This is a genomic window from Escherichia sp. 93.1518, assembly GCF_013368915.2.
GTDB lineage: Bacteria > Pseudomonadota > Gammaproteobacteria > Enterobacterales > Enterobacteriaceae > Escherichia > Escherichia ruysiae.
The window spans coordinates 1-19,276 of record NZ_JABWMT020000047.1 but is presented as its reverse complement, the minus strand read 5'-3'; the positions used below and the strand labels follow the sequence as shown (position 1 = coordinate 19,276).

The following is a 19,276-nucleotide window of genomic DNA, read 5'->3' as shown; positions in this document are numbered from 1 at the left end:
CTGACGGACGGATGTTCTTTCGCAGTGATTTCGTCAATATGAACGTCGGCAGTTTTTCCGCCGACGCTGAGGGTAAATGGGATAACAACTGGGGCACCTGTACGTTGCAGGACTGTAGCGGCAACCGCAGCCAGTCGGACTCCGGCGCCAGCGTGGCGGTCGGCTGGCGAAATGACGTCTGGAGCTGGGATATCGGCACCACGCCGATGGGCTTCAACGTGGTGGATGTGGTCGGTGGCATCAGTTACAGCGACGATATCGGGCCGCTTGGTTACACCGTTAACGCCCACCGTCGCCCCATCTCCAGTTCTTTGCTGGCCTTTGGCGGGCAAAAAGACTCACCGGGCAATACCGGGAAAAAATGGGGCGGTGTGCGTGCCGATGGCATGGGGCTAAGTCTGAGCTACGATAAAGGTGAAGCGAACGGCGTCTGGGCATCCCTTAGCGGCGACCAGTTAACCGGCAAAAATGTCGAAGATAACTGGCGCGTGCGCTGGATGACGGGCTATTACTATAAGGTCATCAACCAGAATAATCGCCGTGTGACCATTGGCCTGAACAATATGATCTGGCATTACGACAAAGACCTGAGTGGGTACTCACTCGGTCAGGGCGGTTACTACAGCCCGCAGGAATACCTGTCGTTTGCCATACCGGTGATGTGGCGTGAGCGGACGGAAAACTGGTCGTGGGAGCTGGGTGCGTCTGGCTCGTGGTCGCATTCGCGCACCAAAACCATGCCGCGTTATCCGCTGATGAACCTGATCCCGACGGACTGGAAAGAGGATGCCGCCAGCCAGACCAACGACGGCGGCAGCAGTCAGGGCTTTGGCTACACGGCGCGGGCGTTACTTGAGCGTCGCGTCACGTCCAACTGGTTTGTCGGCACGGCAATCGATATCCAGCAGGCGAAAGATTATGCGCCAAGCCATTTCCTGCTCTACGTGCGGTATTCCGCCGCCGGATGGCAGGGCGACATGGATTTACCGCCGCAGCCGCTGATACCTTACGCCGACTGGTAAGTTTTCAGATAGCGCCTCTCTTAATGCCGCTGCGATCGGGTATACTCGGGCGGCAATCTGGGATTTCCGGGGGGAGACAATTTGCGCGTTAGTCGCTCGTTAACAATTAAGCAGATGGCAATGGTGGCGGCCGTTGTCATGGTGTTCGTTTTTGTTTTTTGCACTGTTTTGCTGTTTCATCTGGTACAGCAGAATCGCTATAACACGGCTACGCAACTGGAAAGCATTGCTCGCTCTGTCCGCGAACCCTTATCTTCCGCCATTTTGAAAGGTGATATTCCTCAGGCGGAAGCTATTCTTGCCAGCATAAAACCAGCGGGCGTGGTCAGTCGCGCCGACGTAGTGCTGCCTAATCAGTTCCAGGCACTGCGTAAAAGTTTTATTCCAGAGCGACCGGTGCCGGTGACGTTCACCCGACTGTTTGAGTTACCGGTACAAATCTCGCTGGGCGTCTACTCGCTGGAACGTCCTGCTACCCCGCAGCCGATTGCCTATCTGGTGTTACAGGCAGATTCCTTCCGCATGTACAAGTTCGTGATGAGCACTGTCTCTACGTTAGTGACCATTTACTTACTTTTGTCGCTGATCCTGACGGTGGCGATTAGTTGGTGCATTAATCGACTGATATTACATCCTTTACGCAATATCGCTCGTGAGCTAAACGCCATTCCACCGCAAGAGATTGTTGGCCATCAACTGGCCTTGCCGCGTCTGCACCAGGACGACGAAATCGGTATGCTGGTGCGCAGTTACAACCTCAATCAGCAACTGTTGCAGCGGCATTATGAAGAACAGTGCGAAAACGCGATGCGTTTCCCGGTGTCGGATTTGCCAAACAAAGCCTTGCTGATAGAGATGCTGGAACAGGTGGTCGCACGTAAACAAACCACCGCACTGATGATCATCACTTGTGAAACGCTACGTGATACTGCTGGCGTACTGAAAGAGGCGCAGCGGGAAATCCTGCTACTGACGCTGGTGGAGAAAATTAAATCGGTGCTGTCGCCACGCATGATCCTCGCACAGGTCAGTGGCTATGACTTCGCTGTGATCGCTAATGGTGTACAGGAACCGTGGCACGCTATCACATTAGGTCAGCAAGTGCTCACTATCATGAGTGAACGCTTGCCGATTGAACGTATTCAGCTACGTCCGCACTGTAGCATCGGTGTGGCGATGTTCTATGGCGATCTCACTGCCGAACAACTTTATGGTCGTGCTATTTCGGCGGCATTTACCGCTCGTCATAAAGGGAAGAATCAGATTCAGTTCTATGATCCACAGCAGATGGAAGAAGCTCAACAACGGTTGACGGAAGAGAGCGATATCCTTAATGCACTGGAAAATCATAAGTTTGCTATTTGGCTACAGCCACAGGTGGAGATGACCAGCGGCAAACTCGTCAGCGCGGAAGCGTTGCTGCGCATCCAGCAAGCGGATGGCACCTGGGAACTGCCGGATGGCTTAATCGATCGTATTGAGTCCTGTGGGCTGATGGTTACCGTTGGTCATTGGGTGCTGGAGGAATCCTGTCGACTGCTTGCTGCCTGGCAAGAGCGCGGCATTATGTTGCCATTATCGGTGAATCTCTCGGCGCTACAGTTGATGCACCCAAATATGGTGCCGGATATGCTGGGGTTATTAACTCGTTATCGTATTCAGCCTGGAACGTTGATCCTGGAGGTCACGGAAAGCCGACGCATTGATGACCCTCACGCGGCGGTGGCGATCCTCCGTCCGCTGCGCAACGCCGGCGTACAGGTGGCGCTGGATGATTTCGGCATGGGTTACGCAGGGCTGCGTCAGTTGCAGCATATGAAATCGTTGCCAATAGACGTGCTGAAAATCGACAAAATGTTTGTTGAGGGCTTGCCGGAAGATAGCAGCATGATTGCTGCAATTATCATGCTGGCACAAAGCCTGAATCTGCAAATGATTGCTGAAGGCGTAGAAACGGAAGCGCAACGCGACTGGTTGGCAAAAGCAGGTGTTGGTATTGCCCAGGGCTTCCTTTTTGCCCGTCCACTCCCCATAGAAATCTTCGAAGAGAGTTACCTGGAAGAAAAGTAGCTACCCCAAACTGATTACAAAACTTTAAAAAGTGCTGGTTTGTGCGAGCCAGCTCAAACTTTTTAACCTTTTTGTTTCAATTATGATCCAGGTACATTTCTGTGATGTTGTCTGGGTGTTATTTTAAGGCCGCAGGTACCCCATAACCTTACAAGACCTGTGGTTTTACTAAAGGACACCCTATGAAAACCTCTCTGTTTAAAAGCCTTTACTTTCAGGTCCTGACAGCGATAGCCATTGGTATTCTCCTTGGCCATTTCTACCCTGAGATAGGCGAGCAAATGAAACCGCTTGGCGACGGGTTCGTTAAGCTCATTAAGATGATCATCGCTCCTGTCATCTTTTGTACCGTCGTAACGGGCATTGCGGGCATGGAAAGCATGAAGGCGGTCGGTCGTACCGGCGCAGTCGCACTGCTTTACTTTGAAATTGTCAGTACCATCGCGCTGATTATTGGTCTTATTATTGTTAACGTCGTGCAGCCTGGCGCCGGAATGAACGTCGATCCGGCAACGCTTGATGCGAAAGCGGTAGCAGTTTACGCCGATCAGGCAAAAGACCAGGGCATTGTCGCCTTTATTATGGATGTCATCCCGGCTAGCGTCATTGGCGCATTTGCCAGCGGTAACATCCTGCAGGTGCTGCTGTTTGCCGTACTGTTTGGTTTTGCGCTCCACCGTCTGGGCAGCAAAGGCCAACTGATTTTTAACGTCATCGAAAGTTTCTCGCAGGTCATCTTCGGCATCATCAATATGATCATGCGTCTGGCACCCATCGGTGCGTTTGGGGCGATGGCGTTTACCATCGGTAAATACGGCGTCGGCACACTGGTGCAACTGGGGCAGCTCATTATCTGCTTCTACATCACCTGTATCCTGTTTGTGGTGCTGGTACTGGGTTCAATCGCTAAAGCGACCGGTTTCAGTATCTTCAAATTTATACGCTACATCCGTGAAGAACTGCTGATTGTGCTGGGAACATCCTCTTCCGAGTCGGCGCTGCCGCGTATGCTCGACAAGATGGAAAAACTCGGCTGCCGGAAGTCGGTGGTGGGGCTGGTTATCCCGACAGGCTACTCGTTTAACCTTGATGGAACATCGATATACCTGACGATGGCGGCGGTGTTTATCGCCCAGGCCACTAACAGTGAGATGGATATCGTCCACCAAATTACGCTGTTAATTGTGTTGCTGCTCTCTTCCAAAGGGGCGGCTGGGGTAACGGGCAGTGGCTTTATCGTGCTGGCGGCGACACTCTCTGCGGTGGGCCATTTACCGGTGGCGGGTCTGGCGCTGATCCTCGGTATCGACCGCTTCATGTCAGAAGCCCGTGCGCTGACTAACCTGGTCGGTAACGGCGTAGCGACCATCGTCGTTGCGAAGTGGGTGAAAGAACTGGACCACAAAAAACTGGATGATGTGCTGAATAATCGTGCGCCGGATGGCAAAACGCACGAATTATCCTCTTAATCTCACCACTTATGCCCGCACTCCCTTCCCCGAGTGCGGGTGTTTGCGCATAATTGCCCCCTGTGCCCGAATTTACCACCTGGGTGAGTTCGGGTTTATTTCACTTCCTCCGTGACATTTTCATGTTCTTGCGGTCTAACACGAAGTGTTTTTAACGTCATTTAGGCTGACCGATAGCGGGCAGTCTTTTATTACCAGGATAGTTGATCAGGGGTTCACATGCAGGGCACAAAAATTCGACTTTTAGCGGGCGGTTTGCTGGTGATGGCCACTGCTGGCTATGTGCAGGCAGATGCGCTCCAGCCTGATCCAGCATGGCAACAGGGGACGCTCGCCAACGGTTTACAGTGGCAAGTGCTGACCACGCCCCAGCGTCCCAGCGATCGTGTTGAAATTCGCCTGCTGGTTAATACCGGTTCGCTCGCCGAAAGCACCCAACAGAGCGGTTACAGTCATGCCATTCCTCGTATTGCGCTGACGCAAAGCGGTGGTCTGGAAGCGGCACAGGCACGTTCATTGTGGCAGCAGGGGATCGACCCTAAGCGCCCGATGCCGCCGGTGATCGTCTCTTACGACACCACGCTGTTTAATCTGAGTTTGCCAAATAATCGTAACGATCTGCTGAAAGAGGCGCTCTCTTATCTGGCGAATGCGACCGGCAAGCTGACCATCACACCAGAAACGGTTAACCATGCGCTGCAAAGCCAGGATATGGTGGCAACCTGGCCTGCCGACACTAAAGAAGGCTGGTGGCGCTATCGTCTGAAAGGATCAACTTTGTTAGGTCACGATCCTGCCGATCCGCTGAAAAAACCCGTTGAAGCGGAAAAGATTAAAGATTTCTACCAGAAATGGTATACCCCAGATGCAATGACGCTGCTGGTGGTGGGAAACGTGGATGCGCGCTCGGTTGTAGACCAGATCAACAAAACGTTTGGCGAACTGAAAGGCAAACGTGACACACCGGCTCCGGTGCCGACGCTTTCTCCGCTGCGTGCGGAAGCGGTGAGCATTATGACCGACGCGGTGCGCCAGGATCGGTTATCTATTATGTGGGACACGCCGTGGCAGCCAATTCGTGAATCTGCCGCACTGCTGCGCTACTGGCGCGCGGATCTGGCTCGTGAGGCGCTGTTCTGGCATGTTCAGCAAGCATTAAGCGCCAATAACAGCAAAGACATCGGCCTTGGATTCGATTGCCGTGTGCTGTATCTGCGTGCGCAATGTGCCATCAACATCGAGTCACCAAACGACAAGCTGAACAGCAACCTTAATCTGGTGGCGCGTGAACTGGCGAAAGTCCGCGACAAAGGTCTGCCAGAAGAAGAGTTCAACGCCCTGGTCGCGCAAAAGAAACTGGAGCTGCAGAAACTGTTTGCCGCCTATGCACGAGCTGATACCGATATTCTGATGGGGCAGCGGATGCGTTCACTGCAAAATCAGGTTGTCGATATCGCACCGGAGCAATATCAGAAACTGCGTCAGGATTTCCTTAACAGCCTGACGGTGGAGATGTTAAATCAGGATCTGCGTCAGCAGTTGTCGAACGACATGGCGTTAATTCTGCTACAGCCGAAAGGCGAGCCGGAATTTAACATGAAATCGTTGCAGGCTGCCTGGGATCAAATCATGGCGCCATCGGCCACGGCTGCGGCGACGCCTGTCGCCACGGATGATGTGCATCCTGAAGTGACGGATATTCCACCTGCACAGTAATGCCTGATGGTGATGAGTTAGCACAACCATCAGGTATTTATGGATGAGCTGGATAGAGGGGTAACACTTTATCCAGCCTTTTGCATATGCTGCTTTTACGCTGGCATCGCCTCACGCGGGATAATCGCGCCGCGATACTGGATAACCGTACTTGCAGTCAAATGTCCGCGTTTTGCCGCTTCTTCTGCACTTCCCCCGGTCAGGCGTACCGCCAGATAACCGGCGCTGAAAGAGTCACCCGCAGCGGTGGTGTCGATCACTTTTTCTTTCGGCAGTTTCACCGCTGGAACATCCACTAACCCTTCGCCAGCAATAGAAACCAGGCAAGAATCCGCCCCGCGTTTTACTACCACTTCTTTCACGCCTGCGTTATGGGTGCGCGCAATGACGTCTTCCACCGGCTGTTGACCCCACAGCGCGTCTTCATCGTCCAGCGTCAGGAAGGCGATATCTGTGCATTCCAGCATTTGCTGGTACACCTGCTGCGTCTCTTCTTTGCTCGCCCACAGGCGCGGACGGTAGTTATTGTCGAAAATGACCTTCCCGCCGTTGGCGCGGCATTCGCGTAGCAGAGAAAGCAGCTTCTCGCGGCTGGTCGGGCTTAAGATCGCCAGGCTAATCCCGCTAAGGTAAAGGTAATCGAAATTCGCCAGCTCTTCACAAATCGCTGCTGACTGCTCGCTCTCCAGCCAGAATTTAGCTGCGGCTTCGTTACGCCAGTAGTAGAAAGTGCGTTCGCCAGTGCTATCGGTTTCAATGTAGTAAAGACCCGGCAGGCGGTTTTCCATCCGTTGGGTCAGGGAAGTATCGACGTTCTCGCCGTGCCAGGCGTCCAGCATCTGCTGACTAAAACTGTCCGTCCCCAGCGCCGTTACGTAGTGAACGGTTAATGCCGCAGGATCGACCTGACGAGCGATGTAGACGGAAGTATTCAGGGTATCGCCGCCGAAACCGCGCTTAACGTCTGCGCCTTTCTCGGAAAGCTCAATCATGCATTCGCCAATCACGGCAATCTTTTTGGACATAGTCGTGAACCTGATCTGTAAAAAATTAGCGTTAGTTTGCGCTGTGGTGGTTTGCTGGTCAACTATATTAAAACGCTGTTCCATTATTTTTTTGAGCCAGAACGTATTCCTGGAAGATTCCGTCGTTGTGTGGGCAAATTAACTTCTCTCTGGCGGTAAAGTTCTGCCGTGGCGCGCCGATAATATTTGTCGAGTCCGGGCAGCATCACTTTTAAACACAGGACATCTTCGATGATAAGGCAGGTTATCCAGCGAATAAGCAACCCTGAAGCAAGCATCGAGAGCTTGCAGGAACGGCGTTTTTGGTTGCAGTGTGAGCGCGTTTATACCTGGCAGCCGATTTACCAGACTTCCGGACGATTGATGGCCGTGGAGCTTTTAACCATTGTTACGCATCCTGATAATCCCTCGCAACGGCTGCCGCCAGATCGTTATTTTTCCGAAATCACCGTCAGGCATCGTATGGATGTGGTGAAAGAACAGATTGATTTACTGGCGAAAAAATCCGCGTTCTTCGTTGAGCACGGCCTGCTGGCATCGGTTAATATTGATGGACCTACGCTTCTCGCCCTACGTCAGCAGCCGGAAATTTTGCGTCAGATTGACCGTCTTCCCTGGCTGCGTTTCGAACTGGTGGAACACATCCGTCTACCGAAAGATTCAACGTTTGCTTCGATGTGCGAATTTGGCCCACTGTGGCTGGATGATTTTGGCACCGGGATGGCAAATTTCTCTGCGCTAAGTGAAGTGCGTTACGACTACATCAAAATCGCTCGCGAACTGTTTGTGATGTTGCGCCAGTCGCCAGAAGGTCGCACGCTCTTTTCCCAGCTTTTGCATTTGATGAACCGCTACTGCCGTGGGGTGATCGTCGAAGGTATCGAGACTGAGGAAGAATGGGGCGATGTGCAAAATTCTCCCGCATTCGCCGCACAAGGCTGGTTTCTTTCACGTCCGGCACCAATAGAAACGCTGGACTCAGTGGCGCTGGCTCTGTAAGCCCCCTCATTTTCTGCCTGGCTGGACTATCTTTAGGACTGGCACAGGAAGAATGTGAGGAAGCGAACTATGAGCAAAGCAGGCAAAATAACCGCTGCGATTTCAGGGGCTTTCTTGTTGTTGATCGTCGTGGCGATCATTTTGATTGCAACGTTTGACTGGAACCGTCTCAAACCGACCATCAACCAGAAAGTCTCTGCGGAACTGAATCGCCCCTTCGCCATCCGTGGCGATCTGGGTGTGGTGTGGGAACGGCAAAAGCAGGAAACCGGCTGGCGTAGCTGGGTGCCGTGGCCTCATGTACACGCACAAGACATCATTCTCGGCAACCCGCCGGATATTCCCGAAGTGACGATGGTACATTTACCGCGCGTAGAAGCGACGCTGGCTCCGCTGGCGTTGCTGACTAAAACGGTCTGGCTGCCGTGGATCAAGCTGGAAAAGCCCGACGCGCGCCTGATTCGCCTCTCGGAAAAGAACAACAACTGGACGTTTAATCTCGCCAACGATGACAACAAAGACGTGGATGCGAAGCCGTCGGCGTGGTCGTTCCGCCTGGATAATATTCTGTTCGATCAAGGGCGGATCGCTATTGATGACAAAGTAAGCAAAGCGGATCTGGAAATTTTTGTCGATCCGTTAGGCAAGCCGCTGCCGTTCAGCGAAGTTACCGGATCGAAAGGTAAAGCGGACAAAGAAAAGGTGGGCGATTACGTTTTTGGCCTGAAGGCGCAGGGACGTTATAACGGTGAACCGCTCACGGGTACGGGAAAAATAGGCGGTATGCTGGCGCTGCGTGGCGAAGGAACACCGTTTCCGGTACAGGCTGATTTTCGCTCTGGTAACACCCGTGTTGCTTTTGATGGCGTCGTGAATGACCCAATGAAGATGGGCGGCGTCGATTTACGGCTTAAATTTTCCGGCGATTCGCTGGGTGATCTCTATGAACTGACGGGCGTTCTACTGCCCGATACCCCGCCGTTTGAAACCAATGGTCGGCTGGTAGCGAAAATCGACACTGAAAAATCGTCGGTCTTTGATTATCGCGGTTTTAATGGGCGAATTGGCGATAGCGATATCCACGGTTCTCTGGTCTACACCACCGGCAAGCCGCGACCAAAGCTGGAAGGTGACGTTGAGTCGCGGCAGTTACGGCTGGCTGATTTGGGGCCGTTGATTGGCGTTGATTCCGGGAAAGGGGCAGAAAAGTCGAAACGGTCTGAACAGAAGAAGGGCGAAAAAAGCGTTCAGCCTGCGGGCAAAGTGCTGCCTTATGACCGCTTCGAAACCGATAAATGGGACGTTATGGATGCCGATGTTCGCTTCAAAGGCCGACGTATCGAGCATGGCAGCAGTTTGCCGATTAGCGATCTTTCAACCCATATCATCCTCAAAAACGCTGACCTGCGCCTGCAACCGCTGAAATTTGGTATGGCGGGCGGCAGCATTGCGGCGAATATTCATCTGGAAGGGGACAAAAAACCGATGCAGGGGCGGGCGGATATACAGGCTCGTCGACTGAAGCTGAAGGAGCTGATGCCGGATGTAGAACTGATGCAGAAAACGCTGGGAGAAATGAACGGCGATGCTGAACTGCGTGGTAGCGGTAACTCGGTGGCGGCGCTTTTAGGCAACAGTAACGGCAACCTGAAACTGTTGATGAATGACGGGCTGGTGAGCCGTAACCTGATGGAGATTGTTGGGCTGAACGTCGGAAACTACATTGTCGGTGCGATTTTCGGTGATGATGAGGTGCGGGTGAACTGCGCGGCGGCGAATCTGGATATCGCTAACGGTGTGGCACGCCCGCAGATTTTTGCTTTCGATACTGAGAACGCGTTGATTAACGTTACCGGCACGGCAAGTTTTGCTTCGGAGCAACTGGATTTGACTATTGATCCGGAGAGCAAAGGGATTCGTATTATCACGTTGCGTTCGCCGCTGTATGTGCGTGGCTCGTTTAAGAACCCGCAGGCTGGCGTGAAAGCCGGGCCGTTGATTGCCCGTGGTGCTGTTGCGGCGGCACTGGCAACGCTAGTGACACCTGCGGCGGCGTTACTGGCGCTGATTTCGCCTTCAGAAGGTGAAGCTAATCAGTGCCGGATGATTTTGTCGCAGATGAAGAAGTGATGAGGGGGGATTGTGTTTGCTGGTGAGTTCGGAAACAGCGTGTTCCCCTCACCCTAACCCTCTCCCCAAAGGGGCGAGGGGACTGTTTTGTGTGTGTTGAAACAACGAGTACCGCTTTTCCGTTCACTTTCTGGGGGGAGGGCTGTTATGTTCGCGATGTAACATCTCGCTCCGCTTTTCTCCCTCTCCCTTTCAGGGAGAGGGCTGGGGTGAGGGTGGCAGCCCGCACGATACTTACAAAGACTGATGTCGCGTCTCATGCGTCAGCAGCAGGGCAATTAACGTCAAGCCAGCCATTGCCGCCAGATATAACCCCACTGCACCTAACCCGTAGTTAGTCTGCAACCAGGCTGCGATATACGGCGCAACGGAAGCCCCAAGAATCGACGATACGTTGTAAGAGAACGATGCTCCGGTGTAACGCACTTCCGTCGGGAACAGTTCTGGCAACAGCGCGCCCATCGGCCCGAAAGTCAGCCCCATCAGACTTAACCCCAACAGCAGGAAGGCAAAAACCAGAATTGGGTTACCAGAACCGAGCAACGGGTTAAAGGCGAACAGCGCAAACAGGATGATAAGCGTCGTGATGATTACCATGCTTTTACGACGCCCAAAGGCATCTGCCAGCAATCCGGCGACTGGCACCATCACACCAAAACCAATTACTGCCATCATCAGCATCCACAGCACTTCGTTACGCGGCAGGCCAAGCCCAACTGGCGCGGCGGCGGTACTAAAGGTCATAGAGTAGACCGTCATGATGTAAAACAGCGTATAGGTTGCCAGCATAATGAACGTACCCAGTACGGTTACGCGAACATGTTTGGTCAGCAGCGTACCCAGCGGGATCTTCACCTGTTTTTTCGCTTTAGCGACTTTCTCAAACACCGGCGACTCATGCAGCGACACGCGAACATACAGGCCGATAATGACCAGCACCGCCGAGAAGATAAATGGCACACGCCAGCCCCAGCTCATAAACTGCTCGTCGGTCAGTAGCCAGGAAAGCAGCAAGAAAGTGCCGTTGGCAAAGAAGAAGCCAATCGGTGCGCCCAGCTGTGGGAAGGAGCCATACAGTGCACGTTTGCGCGGTGGGGCGTTTTCAGTCGCCAGCAGCGCCGCGCCGCCCCATTCACCGCCTAAGCCCAGCCCCTGACCAAATCGAGCCAGTGCCAGCAGCAGCGGGGCGAAAATACCAATCGTGGCATAGCCCGGCAGCAGACCAATCACCACGGTCGAAATCCCCATCGTTAGCAAAGAGGCGACCAGTGTCGCTTTACGTCCAACGCGATCGCCGAAATGACCAAATACGGCAGAGCCGATGGGGCGCGCGACGAAGGCAATGGCGAAGGTGGCAAGCGATTGTAGGGTCGCTGCCGCCGGGTCGCCCTGCGGGAAGAAGATATGCGGGAACACAATGACGGCTGCAGTGGCGTAAATGTAAAAGTCGAAGAACTCAATGGCTGTACCAATGAGGGAGGCAACAAGGACTTTATTACGCGAGTTTACCGGCGTGAATTCCTGGTTATTTTCGAGTGTTGTGGCTGTTGCTTGCATAATCTTTTCTTATTTTTTGGCTAACGAATAGCCATATTACGCACAGCAAAAGTGATATTTCAATGTGTAACAAATCGCGAAAATGGTCAAAAACCAGGCAAAAAGGGGATAATGTTTAGGCTAATGATTTTTCTTCTATGAAATGCTTCACACAATTTCATAAATAGTCAATAAAACTGGTTTCAGGTTAAATAAAAGTTACCGACTGGATTTATATGCTGGGCTAATGAGTTGGCGTGAAATTGTTCGCTCCTGAAGAGATGTCGTTTCAGGTGGTTATGTGCACATTATAGCCGGATGCGATGCTGGCGCATCTTATCCGGCCTACGGGGAGTCAGGCCGGATAAGGCGTTTACGCCGCATCCGGCATATTTTAAGGCTGTGTTTTCCCCGGCATTCGCGGGTCATCTTTATACTCGGCGGTGGCAATCCACGCCGCGCAAAACAGCGTCAGACGAGCGAAGAAGTAGAAAAATGCCATCAGCCCCAGCACGGAACCAAATGCTGCGCCAGATGGGGATTTCATCAACGACGGCAGGGTATACGTCATCACAATTTTAATCACTTCAAAACCAATCGCTGCGAGGAACGTCCCGCGAATCAGCGCCTTTCTACGCGGACGGTGGCGCGGCAGGCGCCAGAAGATCCAGAAGAAAAGCAGATAGTTGGCAAAGATAGAAATCGCCAGACCAATCAACCGCCACGTCGGTTTCAGCCACTCAATGCTATTAAGGTGCAGCGCGCTAATAATCATTTGTTGCGCAGAACCGGCAACGGAAGTGATTGAGAGCGTCACAATCAGCGCAATCAACAAACCAATCAGCGAAATAAAGTCACGCAGATATTTTACCCAGAACTTCTCCTGATCTTGCGGCGAACGTTCCCAGACATCGCGCGATTGGGCGCGAATTGCTTCACGTAAATTCCCCATCCAGTTGATGCCGGAGTATAGCGCCACGGCTAACCCAACAAGTCCTACGGTAGTACGCTGCTGAACGGCAGTGTTGATGGTGTTTTTCAACGTGGCGGCAAGCGTCGGATCGCTGATGTTTTGCAGAATCTTGTCGAAGATATCCTGCAACAGCATCGGATGCGAAGCCAGCACAAAACCCCCTGCGGCAAATGACACCATTAAAATCGGGATCATCGACAAAAACGAGAAATAGGTGATGGCCGCGCCAAACTGATTACCAAGCCGATCGTTAAAGCGTTCTGTCGCGCGAATAAGGTGCGCGATGATCGGTTGGCGTTGGATTTTTTCGGCGGTGGTGGTGACGGTTTCCAGTGCCTGACTGACTTTGCCGCCTTTATCGCTATTATCCAGATGCTTAATTGGCTCGTGCTCCAGATCCTGGGTGGGACGTTTGATCTCGTTTTCCTGCGTCATCCGCTCTTTAGTCCTTCTGTCGTTGTCTTTCTTAAAAAGTATAGTCGGTCAGTCCAGGTACTCTTTCATCACACCAGCCAGCCACTGCATAAACAGGTTTACACGGCGGGAAAGCTCCCGACGCTGTGGGTAAACCAGAGAAATGGAGCGTGGTTCGGCGCGGTAGTTGGGTAACACTTCGATAAGCTGTCTGGCGCGTAGGGCTTCGCGTACGGTGACGCGGGGGATCTGAATAATCCCCAGTCCCGCCAGACCGGCGGCAAGATAGTTTTCTCTACTGTTTACCGTCAACATGCCGCCGGACTTAAACCACTGGACGCCATTAACACTGGCAACCTCAAAACCCAACGGATGCGCGCCCAGATGTGGCGTGTAATGCACTACCGCGTGCGAAGTCAGGTCGTCGGGACTTTGCGGATAACCAAAGCGCGTCAGATAGTGCGGACTGGCGCAGTTGACCATCGTCAGTTTGCCGAGGGGGCGGGTGATGAGTCCATCGTCGGGCAACGTTCCCGTGCGTACTACGCAATCAAAGCCATCATGAAGAATATCTACCGGACGGTCATTGCTGCTTAATTCCAGTTCAATTCCCGGATATTGATGGAGAAATTCGGGCAGGCGCGGCAGTAGCAGGGTTTTTGCCATCCCGGATGGGATATCGATGCGTAATTTACCGCTGATGCTGGTGGCCTCCTGCTGAAATAAACCGTCCAGTTCGTTGAGATTACTCAACACATCTTTTGCCCGTTGGTAATAGGTCATGCCATCAGGCGTGAGTTTGACCCGTCGCGTGGTGCGCTGGAGAAGCTGGGTGCCAAGTTGATGTTCCAGTGCCTGTATCTGGCGCGAAACACTTCCCTTTGGCAAAGCAAAGAAATCCGCCGCGCGGGAAAAACTCTCCAGCTCTGCGACTTTGATGAACAACTGCATTGCGTGAATTTTATCCATTTCTTTGACCGATTGTTGTTCACAGCGAAACAGTAACGCGTATATCGCATTGTTTATTGTTTTTTCTAACATCTAATGCATGGTTTCACAACGATGCAACGTTGAAAGTGAGGTGATTTTAGAGAATAAAAGGCGGATTCGCGTCTCTGAATAGAGAAATAACCAACAGAAAGCCAAAATTTTGATTCGTTTTATAAAATGCTCACACACGACATTGTGTATTTGTGCGTAATCCAGTCACTTTCTTAAACTGTGGATGCTATTAAAGCGTGCGCTGAATTGGCCTGGTTAACCGGAACGTGGCGCGAAAATATAAGGAATTCCTTAAGATTTTTTTAAATAGTGCCCTCGACATGTAATTTCAGGCGTTTAGCTGTAACTATTTATATCGGTAACTATTTTCTATCTTTCATCTCTGTAGAATGGCCTCTGCCAAATGGCGAATTCTTATTTTGTCTCTCGGGTAATACCCTTCCACTACTTAAGCCTTTTTAACGTATTCAGGTGGAGATTCAGTAATGCAAATAATCATGTTTGACAGGCAGTCAATATTTATTCATGGAATGAAAGTCAGTTTACAGCAACGTATTCCAGGAGTAGGTATTCAGGGCGTCGGTCAGGCAGACGAGTTATGGCAAAAGCTGGAAAGCTACCCTGAAGCCTTAGTTATGCTCGATGGCGATCAGGATGGTGAGTTTTGCTACTGGTTACTGCAAAAAACCGTGGTGCAATTTCCTGAGGTTAAGGTGTTAATCACGGCTTCGGATTGCAACAAACGATGGTTGCAGGAGGTTATTCATTTCAATGTGATGGCGATTGTACCGCGTGATTCTTCGATCGATACGTTCGTGTTGGCGGTCAATAGTGCGGCGATGGGAATGATGTTTCTGCCCGGTGACTGGCGAACCACGCCGGAAAAGGATACGAAAGATCTCAAATCGTTAAGCGCCCGCCAGCGGGAAATTTTAACCATGCTGGCGGCGGGCGAATCGAATAAAGAGATTGGTCGGGCATTAAATATCAGCACCGGAACGGTAAAAGCGCACCTGGAATCGCTCTATCGCCGTCTGGAAGTGAAAAACCGTACCCAGGCAGCGATGATGTTAAATATATCCTCCTGAAGAGGATAATTTTACAGCTAGCAGGAAGTTAGCGGTTGGCTGTAAAAATATTATGGTTCGCCGTATAGACCAATTAAACGACGTACCACACCGTTGGTCCAGCCAAACCCATCCTGCAACGGATATTCGCCCCCGCCGCCCTCGCGGGGGACACCATCGGCAATATGGTATTTCTCGATCAGTTTGTGCTGTTCCAGGTAGAACTGATTCACCGTCTTCAGCCAGCTACGCGCGATCTCATCCCCCAGATAGTCATCACCGTACATTTTAAATCCCTGAATCGCCATCCATTGTAATGGCGCCCAGCCGTTGGGTTTATCCCACTGTTCACCGGTTTCATACTCACTTGCCAGAATCCCGCCCGGCGTCAGTAACCGGCTGCGCACGGCATTTGCCAGACGGTCGGCCTGTTCATGGCTCGCCATGCCCACATATAACGGCACAATGGCAGCAGCGGAAAAGAGAGCCTGTTGTTCGCGCCGCCAGTCGTAATCGCGGTAGAGACCATTTTCATCATCCCAGAGATAATGGTTTACCGCATCGCGGCGGGCATTGGCTTTCTGGCGGAACAGAGTTTCCGTTTCCTTGTCGCCTTTCAGCGCCGAGATGTTGGCGATGGCGCTCTCCAGTTTAAACAGGAAAGCATTCAGATCGATGGGAATGAACTGGGTGGTACGAATGCTCGCCAGACGACCGGTATCACGCAGCCAACGGGAAGAGTAATCCCAACCGGAGGCCGCCCCCGCGCGTAAATCACGGTACACCTCGTTGGGCGGGCGACCAGAATGTTTCGCGGTTTCAACGTCCTCAAGCCAGGATTCGTCACGCGGCGTGTCGCGATCGTCCCAGTAACGGTTGAGCAGCGAGCCGTCCGGCATTCGCACTACATGGCGATAGGCCTGATTAGGGATCAGCGATTCTGCTCCGTCCATCCAGAAGGCATATTCCATTTTCAGATGGTCGAGATAGCGGCGCGCTCCGCGTACACCATCTTCTTCAAACAACTCCACCATCAGCGCAAAAACCGGTGGCTGCGAGCGGCTCAAATAGTAGGTGCGGTTGCCGTTGGGGATGTGCCCGTAGTTTTCGATCATCCAGGCGAAGTTATCGGCCATGCATTTCAGCAAATCTTCACGCCCGCTTTCCGCCAGACCCAGCATGGTGAAATAGGAATCCCAATAGTAGGTTTCGCTAAAACGACCGCCAGGGACAATATACGACTGCGGCAGCGCCAGCAGAGAAGACCACGGAATGTGATCCTGCGGCTCGCGGGTTAATACCGGCCATAGCTGGTCGATATGCTCTTTCAGGGAGTTTTGCGGGTCTGATACATACTCGCTGGAGTAGACTTCCGGTAACCAGAAGTGATTTTCAACAAACTTGCGCAAATCGAAATCACGATGACGGCGCACTTTACGATAGCGGATTAAGATATCCAGCGGGTCCATTTTGGGGGCGCAGTCAGGAAACGTTTTACTATCGGGGAAAATTTTTGCCGACTGGACATGTTCGAAAAGTTCGAGATAGCGGTCAGCAGGTGTTAGCGCGTCAGAGGCTGGCAGCCCTTCAATCATTTCGGGTTCTGGCTCTGCCTCGAGCATCTCATCCAGTTTTAATTCATACGGATCCAGTTCATAACAGAGATCGACCTCGACCATCAGTTCGTCTGGATTAGGGTTTTGAATTTTCTGATTGAGCATAAGGATCCGACCTCCGAAATTCGTCTCTAATTATCGGGCTTTCCTTTAAGCGTAGTCATTCGCTCCGGTCGATGGGCGACAAAGCGTGCGGTGGATCACGTTTATTAATGGGGCAAAAAATATAACGCACTAATATCAATGGAATTTATAAAAATAAGAATTCCATGTTGTTTTTCATTTTCGGAACATTCAATCATGGTCTCCCCGTAATCATGATATGCCATTCCTGATCTGAGTAATAGGTATAGGCTATCTTATTGATAGTTTATATTCATGTAATTGATTGATTCCTATCAAAAAGCTAATTCCCCTGTTTTTTATGATGGTTTAGTCTCGCAGAGACGTTTGCAGCATTCTGGAAAATTTTCTGGGTCACAATAACTCACTACCGTGAGGGAAGAATAATGAAAATGGTCTCACGTATTACCGCGATCGGCCTGGCTGGCGTCGCGATTTGCTATTTAGGATTATCTGGTTATGTGTGGTACCACGATAATAAACGCAGTAAACAGGCTGATGTTCAGGCATCTGCTGTCAGTGAAAATAATAAGGTTTTAGGTTTTCTCCGCGAAAAAGGATGCGACTATTGCCATACGCCTTCCGCAGAATTACCCGCCTATTATTATATTCCTGGCGCGAAACAGTTGATGGATTACGACATTAGGCTCGGATATAAATCTTTTAACCTCGAGGCAGTGCGTGCGGCTCTGCTGGCAGATAAACCCGTTTCGCAAAGCGATCTGAACAAGATTGAATGGGTGATGCAGTATGAAACTATGCCGCCAACGCGTTATACCGCACTGCATTGGGCGGGTAAGGTGAGTGATGAAGAGCGGGCGGAAATACTCGCCTGGATTGCAAAACAGCGCGCGGAATATTACGCCAGCAATAACACCGCGCCGGAGCACCGTAATGAACCGGTGCAGCCCATCCCGCAAAAACTGCCTACCGATGCGCAAAAAGTGGCGTTGGGGTTTGCCCTGTATCACGATCCCCGTTTATCGGCTGATAGCACCATTTCTTGTGCTCATTGTCATGCGCTGAATGCGGGAGGTGTTGATGGCAGAAAAACGTCGATTGGCGTCGGTGGTGCGGTCGGGCCGATTAATGCGCCGACGGTGTTTAACTCGGTGTTTAACGTTGAGCAATTCTGGGATGGTCGTGCGGCAACATTGCAGGATCAGGCGGGTGGGCCGCCGCTGAATCCGATTGAAATGGCGTCAAAATCCTGGGACGAAATCATTGCGAAGTTGGAAAAGGATCCTGTGCTGAAAGCGCAGTTCCTCAAAGTTTATCCGCAAGGTTTCAGTGGTGAAAATATTACTGACGCAATTGCTGAATTTGAGAAAACATTAATTACGCCGGATTCACCGTTTGATAAATGGTTGCGTGGTGATGAAAATGCGCTGACTGCGCAGCAGAAAAAAGGTTATCAATTATTTAAAGATAATAAATGTGCAACGTGTCATGGCGGTATTATTCTCGGTGGACGTTCTTTCGAACCGCTGGGTCTGAAAAAAGACTTTAACTTTGGTGAAATTACGGCGGCGGATATTGGGCGTATGAATGTTACTAAAGAAGAACGCGATAAACTGCGTCAGAAAGTACCCGGTTTACGTAACGTTGCGCTAACGGCGCCGTACTTCCATCGCGGCGATGTGCCGACGCTGGACGGGGCGGTGAAACTGATGCTGCGCTACCAGGTAGGTAAAGAGCTGCCGCAGGAGGATGTGGATGATATCGTGGCTTTCCTGCACAGCCTGAACGGAGTTTACACACCGTATATGCAGGATAAACAATAATTAATTCGAACGCCCGAACAGGAATTTCGGGCGATTTTTATTACGATAATAAAGTCTGTTTTTTATATTATCATGTTAAATGTTTATATTATAAAAAGTCGTTTTTCTGTTTAGGATTTTGTTATTTAAATTACACCCGCAACGCCTTGCGTCCATTCCAGATAAATCCTACTTTTTTATTGCCTTCAAATAAATTTAAGGAGTTCGAAATGGACCAGAAGCTGTTAACGGATTTCCGCTCAGAACTACTCGACTCGCGTTTTGGCGCAAAGGCAATTTCCACTATCGCGGAATCTAAACGTTTTCCGCTGCACGAAATGCGCGATGACA

The 19,276-nt window shown here is 51.5% G+C and carries 14 protein-coding genes; 9 read left to right on the top strand and 5 right to left on the bottom strand.

The window, feature by feature from the left end; all coding sequences use genetic code 11:
* From HEN21_RS21205 to HEN21_RS21190, 4 genes are all read left to right on the top strand, one after another.
* Positions 1-1,022, top strand: a 1,022-nt coding sequence (locus tag HEN21_RS21205) for a cellulose synthase subunit BcsC-related outer membrane protein (RefSeq protein ID WP_183082935.1), incomplete at its 5' end; no start/stop codon positions are given.
* 81 nt (positions 1,023-1,103) lie between these two features.
* The gene (hmsP, locus tag HEN21_RS21200) at positions 1,104-3,092 is read left to right on the top strand and encodes a biofilm formation regulator HmsP (RefSeq protein WP_176252749.1); all 1,989 of its coding nucleotides are present in this window, start codon (positions 1,104-1,106) and stop codon (positions 3,090-3,092) included.
* 182 nt (positions 3,093-3,274) lie between these two features.
* The gene (gene dctA / locus HEN21_RS21195; RefSeq protein ID WP_000858209.1) at positions 3,275-4,561 is read left to right on the top strand and encodes a C4-dicarboxylate transporter DctC; all 1,287 of its coding nucleotides are present in this window, start codon (positions 3,275-3,277) and stop codon (positions 4,559-4,561) included.
* A gap of 219 nt (positions 4,562-4,780) precedes the next feature.
* Positions 4,781-6,277 (top strand): M16 family metallopeptidase, encoded by a 1,497-nt coding sequence (locus tag HEN21_RS21190; RefSeq protein ID WP_176252748.1) that lies wholly within the window; start codon positions 4,781-4,783, stop codon positions 6,275-6,277.
* A gap of 95 nt (positions 6,278-6,372) precedes the next feature.
* Here the strand turns inward: HEN21_RS21190 and kdgK are convergent, their stop codons facing one another.
* Positions 6,373-7,302, bottom strand: a complete 930-nt coding sequence (gene kdgK / locus HEN21_RS21185) for a 2-dehydro-3-deoxygluconokinase (protein WP_000037563.1) — start codon at positions 7,300-7,302, stop codon at positions 6,373-6,375.
* A 231-nt stretch (positions 7,303-7,533) separates the two neighbouring features.
* Between kdgK and pdeH the strand changes: the two genes are divergently transcribed.
* Positions 7,534-8,301: a cyclic-guanylate-specific phosphodiesterase gene (gene pdeH, locus HEN21_RS21180; protein WP_176252747.1), complete on the top strand. Its 768-nt coding sequence runs from the start codon at positions 7,534-7,536 to the stop codon at positions 8,299-8,301.
* A gap of 69 nt (positions 8,302-8,370) precedes the next feature.
* Positions 8,371-10,431 (top strand): AsmA family protein, encoded by a 2,061-nt coding sequence (locus HEN21_RS21175; protein WP_176252746.1) that lies wholly within the window; start codon positions 8,371-8,373, stop codon positions 10,429-10,431.
* A 234-nt stretch (positions 10,432-10,665) separates the two neighbouring features.
* On the opposite strand, the gene HEN21_RS21170 is transcribed toward HEN21_RS21175, so the two are convergent.
* From HEN21_RS21170 to HEN21_RS21160, 3 genes are all read right to left on the bottom strand, one after another.
* Positions 10,666-11,988 carry an MFS transporter gene (locus HEN21_RS21170; protein ID WP_001149024.1) on the bottom strand — a complete coding sequence of 441 codons (1,323 nt, stop codon included), beginning with the start codon at positions 11,986-11,988 and terminating at the stop codon, positions 10,666-10,668.
* Positions 11,989-12,361: 373 nt separating this feature from the next.
* Entirely contained in the window at positions 12,362-13,375 is a 1,014-nt protein-coding gene (yhjD, locus tag HEN21_RS21165) for an inner membrane protein YhjD (protein WP_000191243.1), read from the bottom strand.
* A gap of 48 nt (positions 13,376-13,423) precedes the next feature.
* On the bottom strand, positions 13,424-14,323 hold the full coding sequence (locus HEN21_RS21160; RefSeq protein ID WP_105287223.1) for a LysR family transcriptional regulator: 900 nt from the start codon (positions 14,321-14,323) through the stop codon (positions 13,424-13,426).
* 518 nt (positions 14,324-14,841) lie between these two features.
* Here HEN21_RS21160 and HEN21_RS21155 point away from each other — a divergent pair.
* Positions 14,842-15,444 carry a helix-turn-helix transcriptional regulator gene (locus tag HEN21_RS21155; RefSeq protein WP_001165766.1) on the top strand — a complete coding sequence of 201 codons (603 nt, stop codon included), beginning with the start codon at positions 14,842-14,844 and terminating at the stop codon, positions 15,442-15,444.
* A 50-nt stretch (positions 15,445-15,494) separates the two neighbouring features.
* Here the strand turns inward: HEN21_RS21155 and HEN21_RS21150 are convergent, their stop codons facing one another.
* Positions 15,495-17,144 carry an alpha,alpha-trehalase gene (locus tag HEN21_RS21150; RefSeq protein ID WP_176252745.1) on the bottom strand — a complete coding sequence of 550 codons (1,650 nt, stop codon included), beginning with the start codon at positions 17,142-17,144 and terminating at the stop codon, positions 15,495-15,497.
* A gap of 404 nt (positions 17,145-17,548) precedes the next feature.
* On the opposite strand from HEN21_RS21150, the gene ccp reads away from it, so the two are divergent.
* Both ccp and HEN21_RS23190 read left to right on the top strand, forming a co-directional pair.
* Positions 17,549-18,946 (top strand): cytochrome c peroxidase, encoded by a 1,398-nt coding sequence (gene ccp, locus HEN21_RS21145; protein ID WP_176252744.1) that lies wholly within the window; start codon positions 17,549-17,551, stop codon positions 18,944-18,946.
* Between the two features lie 209 nt (positions 18,947-19,155).
* Positions 19,156-19,276 (top strand): hypothetical protein (locus HEN21_RS23190; protein ID WP_244498947.1); only part of this gene is annotated, 121 nt, incomplete at its 3' end.

Coding starts and splice junctions, on each gene's coding strand:
- dctA (WP_000858209.1), top strand. CDS start 3,275: ATGAAAACCTCTCTGTTTAAAAGCCTTTACTTTCAGGTCCTGACAGCG.
- HEN21_RS21190 (WP_176252748.1), top strand. CDS start 4,781: ATGCAGGGCACAAAAATTCGACTTTTAGCGGGCGGTTTGCTGGTGATG.
- kdgK (WP_000037563.1), bottom strand. CDS start 7,302: ATGTCCAAAAAGATTGCCGTGATTGGCGAATGCATGATTGAGCTTTCC.
- pdeH (WP_176252747.1), top strand. CDS start 7,534: ATGATAAGGCAGGTTATCCAGCGAATAAGCAACCCTGAAGCAAGCATC.
- HEN21_RS21175 (WP_176252746.1), top strand. CDS start 8,371: ATGAGCAAAGCAGGCAAAATAACCGCTGCGATTTCAGGGGCTTTCTTG.
- HEN21_RS21170 (WP_001149024.1), bottom strand. CDS start 11,988: ATGCAAGCAACAGCCACAACACTCGAAAATAACCAGGAATTCACGCCG.
- yhjD (WP_000191243.1), bottom strand. CDS start 13,375: ATGACGCAGGAAAACGAGATCAAACGTCCCACCCAGGATCTGGAGCAC.
- HEN21_RS21160 (WP_105287223.1), bottom strand. CDS start 14,323: ATGGATAAAATTCACGCAATGCAGTTGTTCATCAAAGTCGCAGAGCTG.
- HEN21_RS21155 (WP_001165766.1), top strand. CDS start 14,842: ATGCAAATAATCATGTTTGACAGGCAGTCAATATTTATTCATGGAATG.
- HEN21_RS21150 (WP_176252745.1), bottom strand. CDS start 17,144: ATGCTCAATCAGAAAATTCAAAACCCTAATCCAGACGAACTGATGGTC.
- ccp (WP_176252744.1), top strand. CDS start 17,549: ATGAAAATGGTCTCACGTATTACCGCGATCGGCCTGGCTGGCGTCGCG.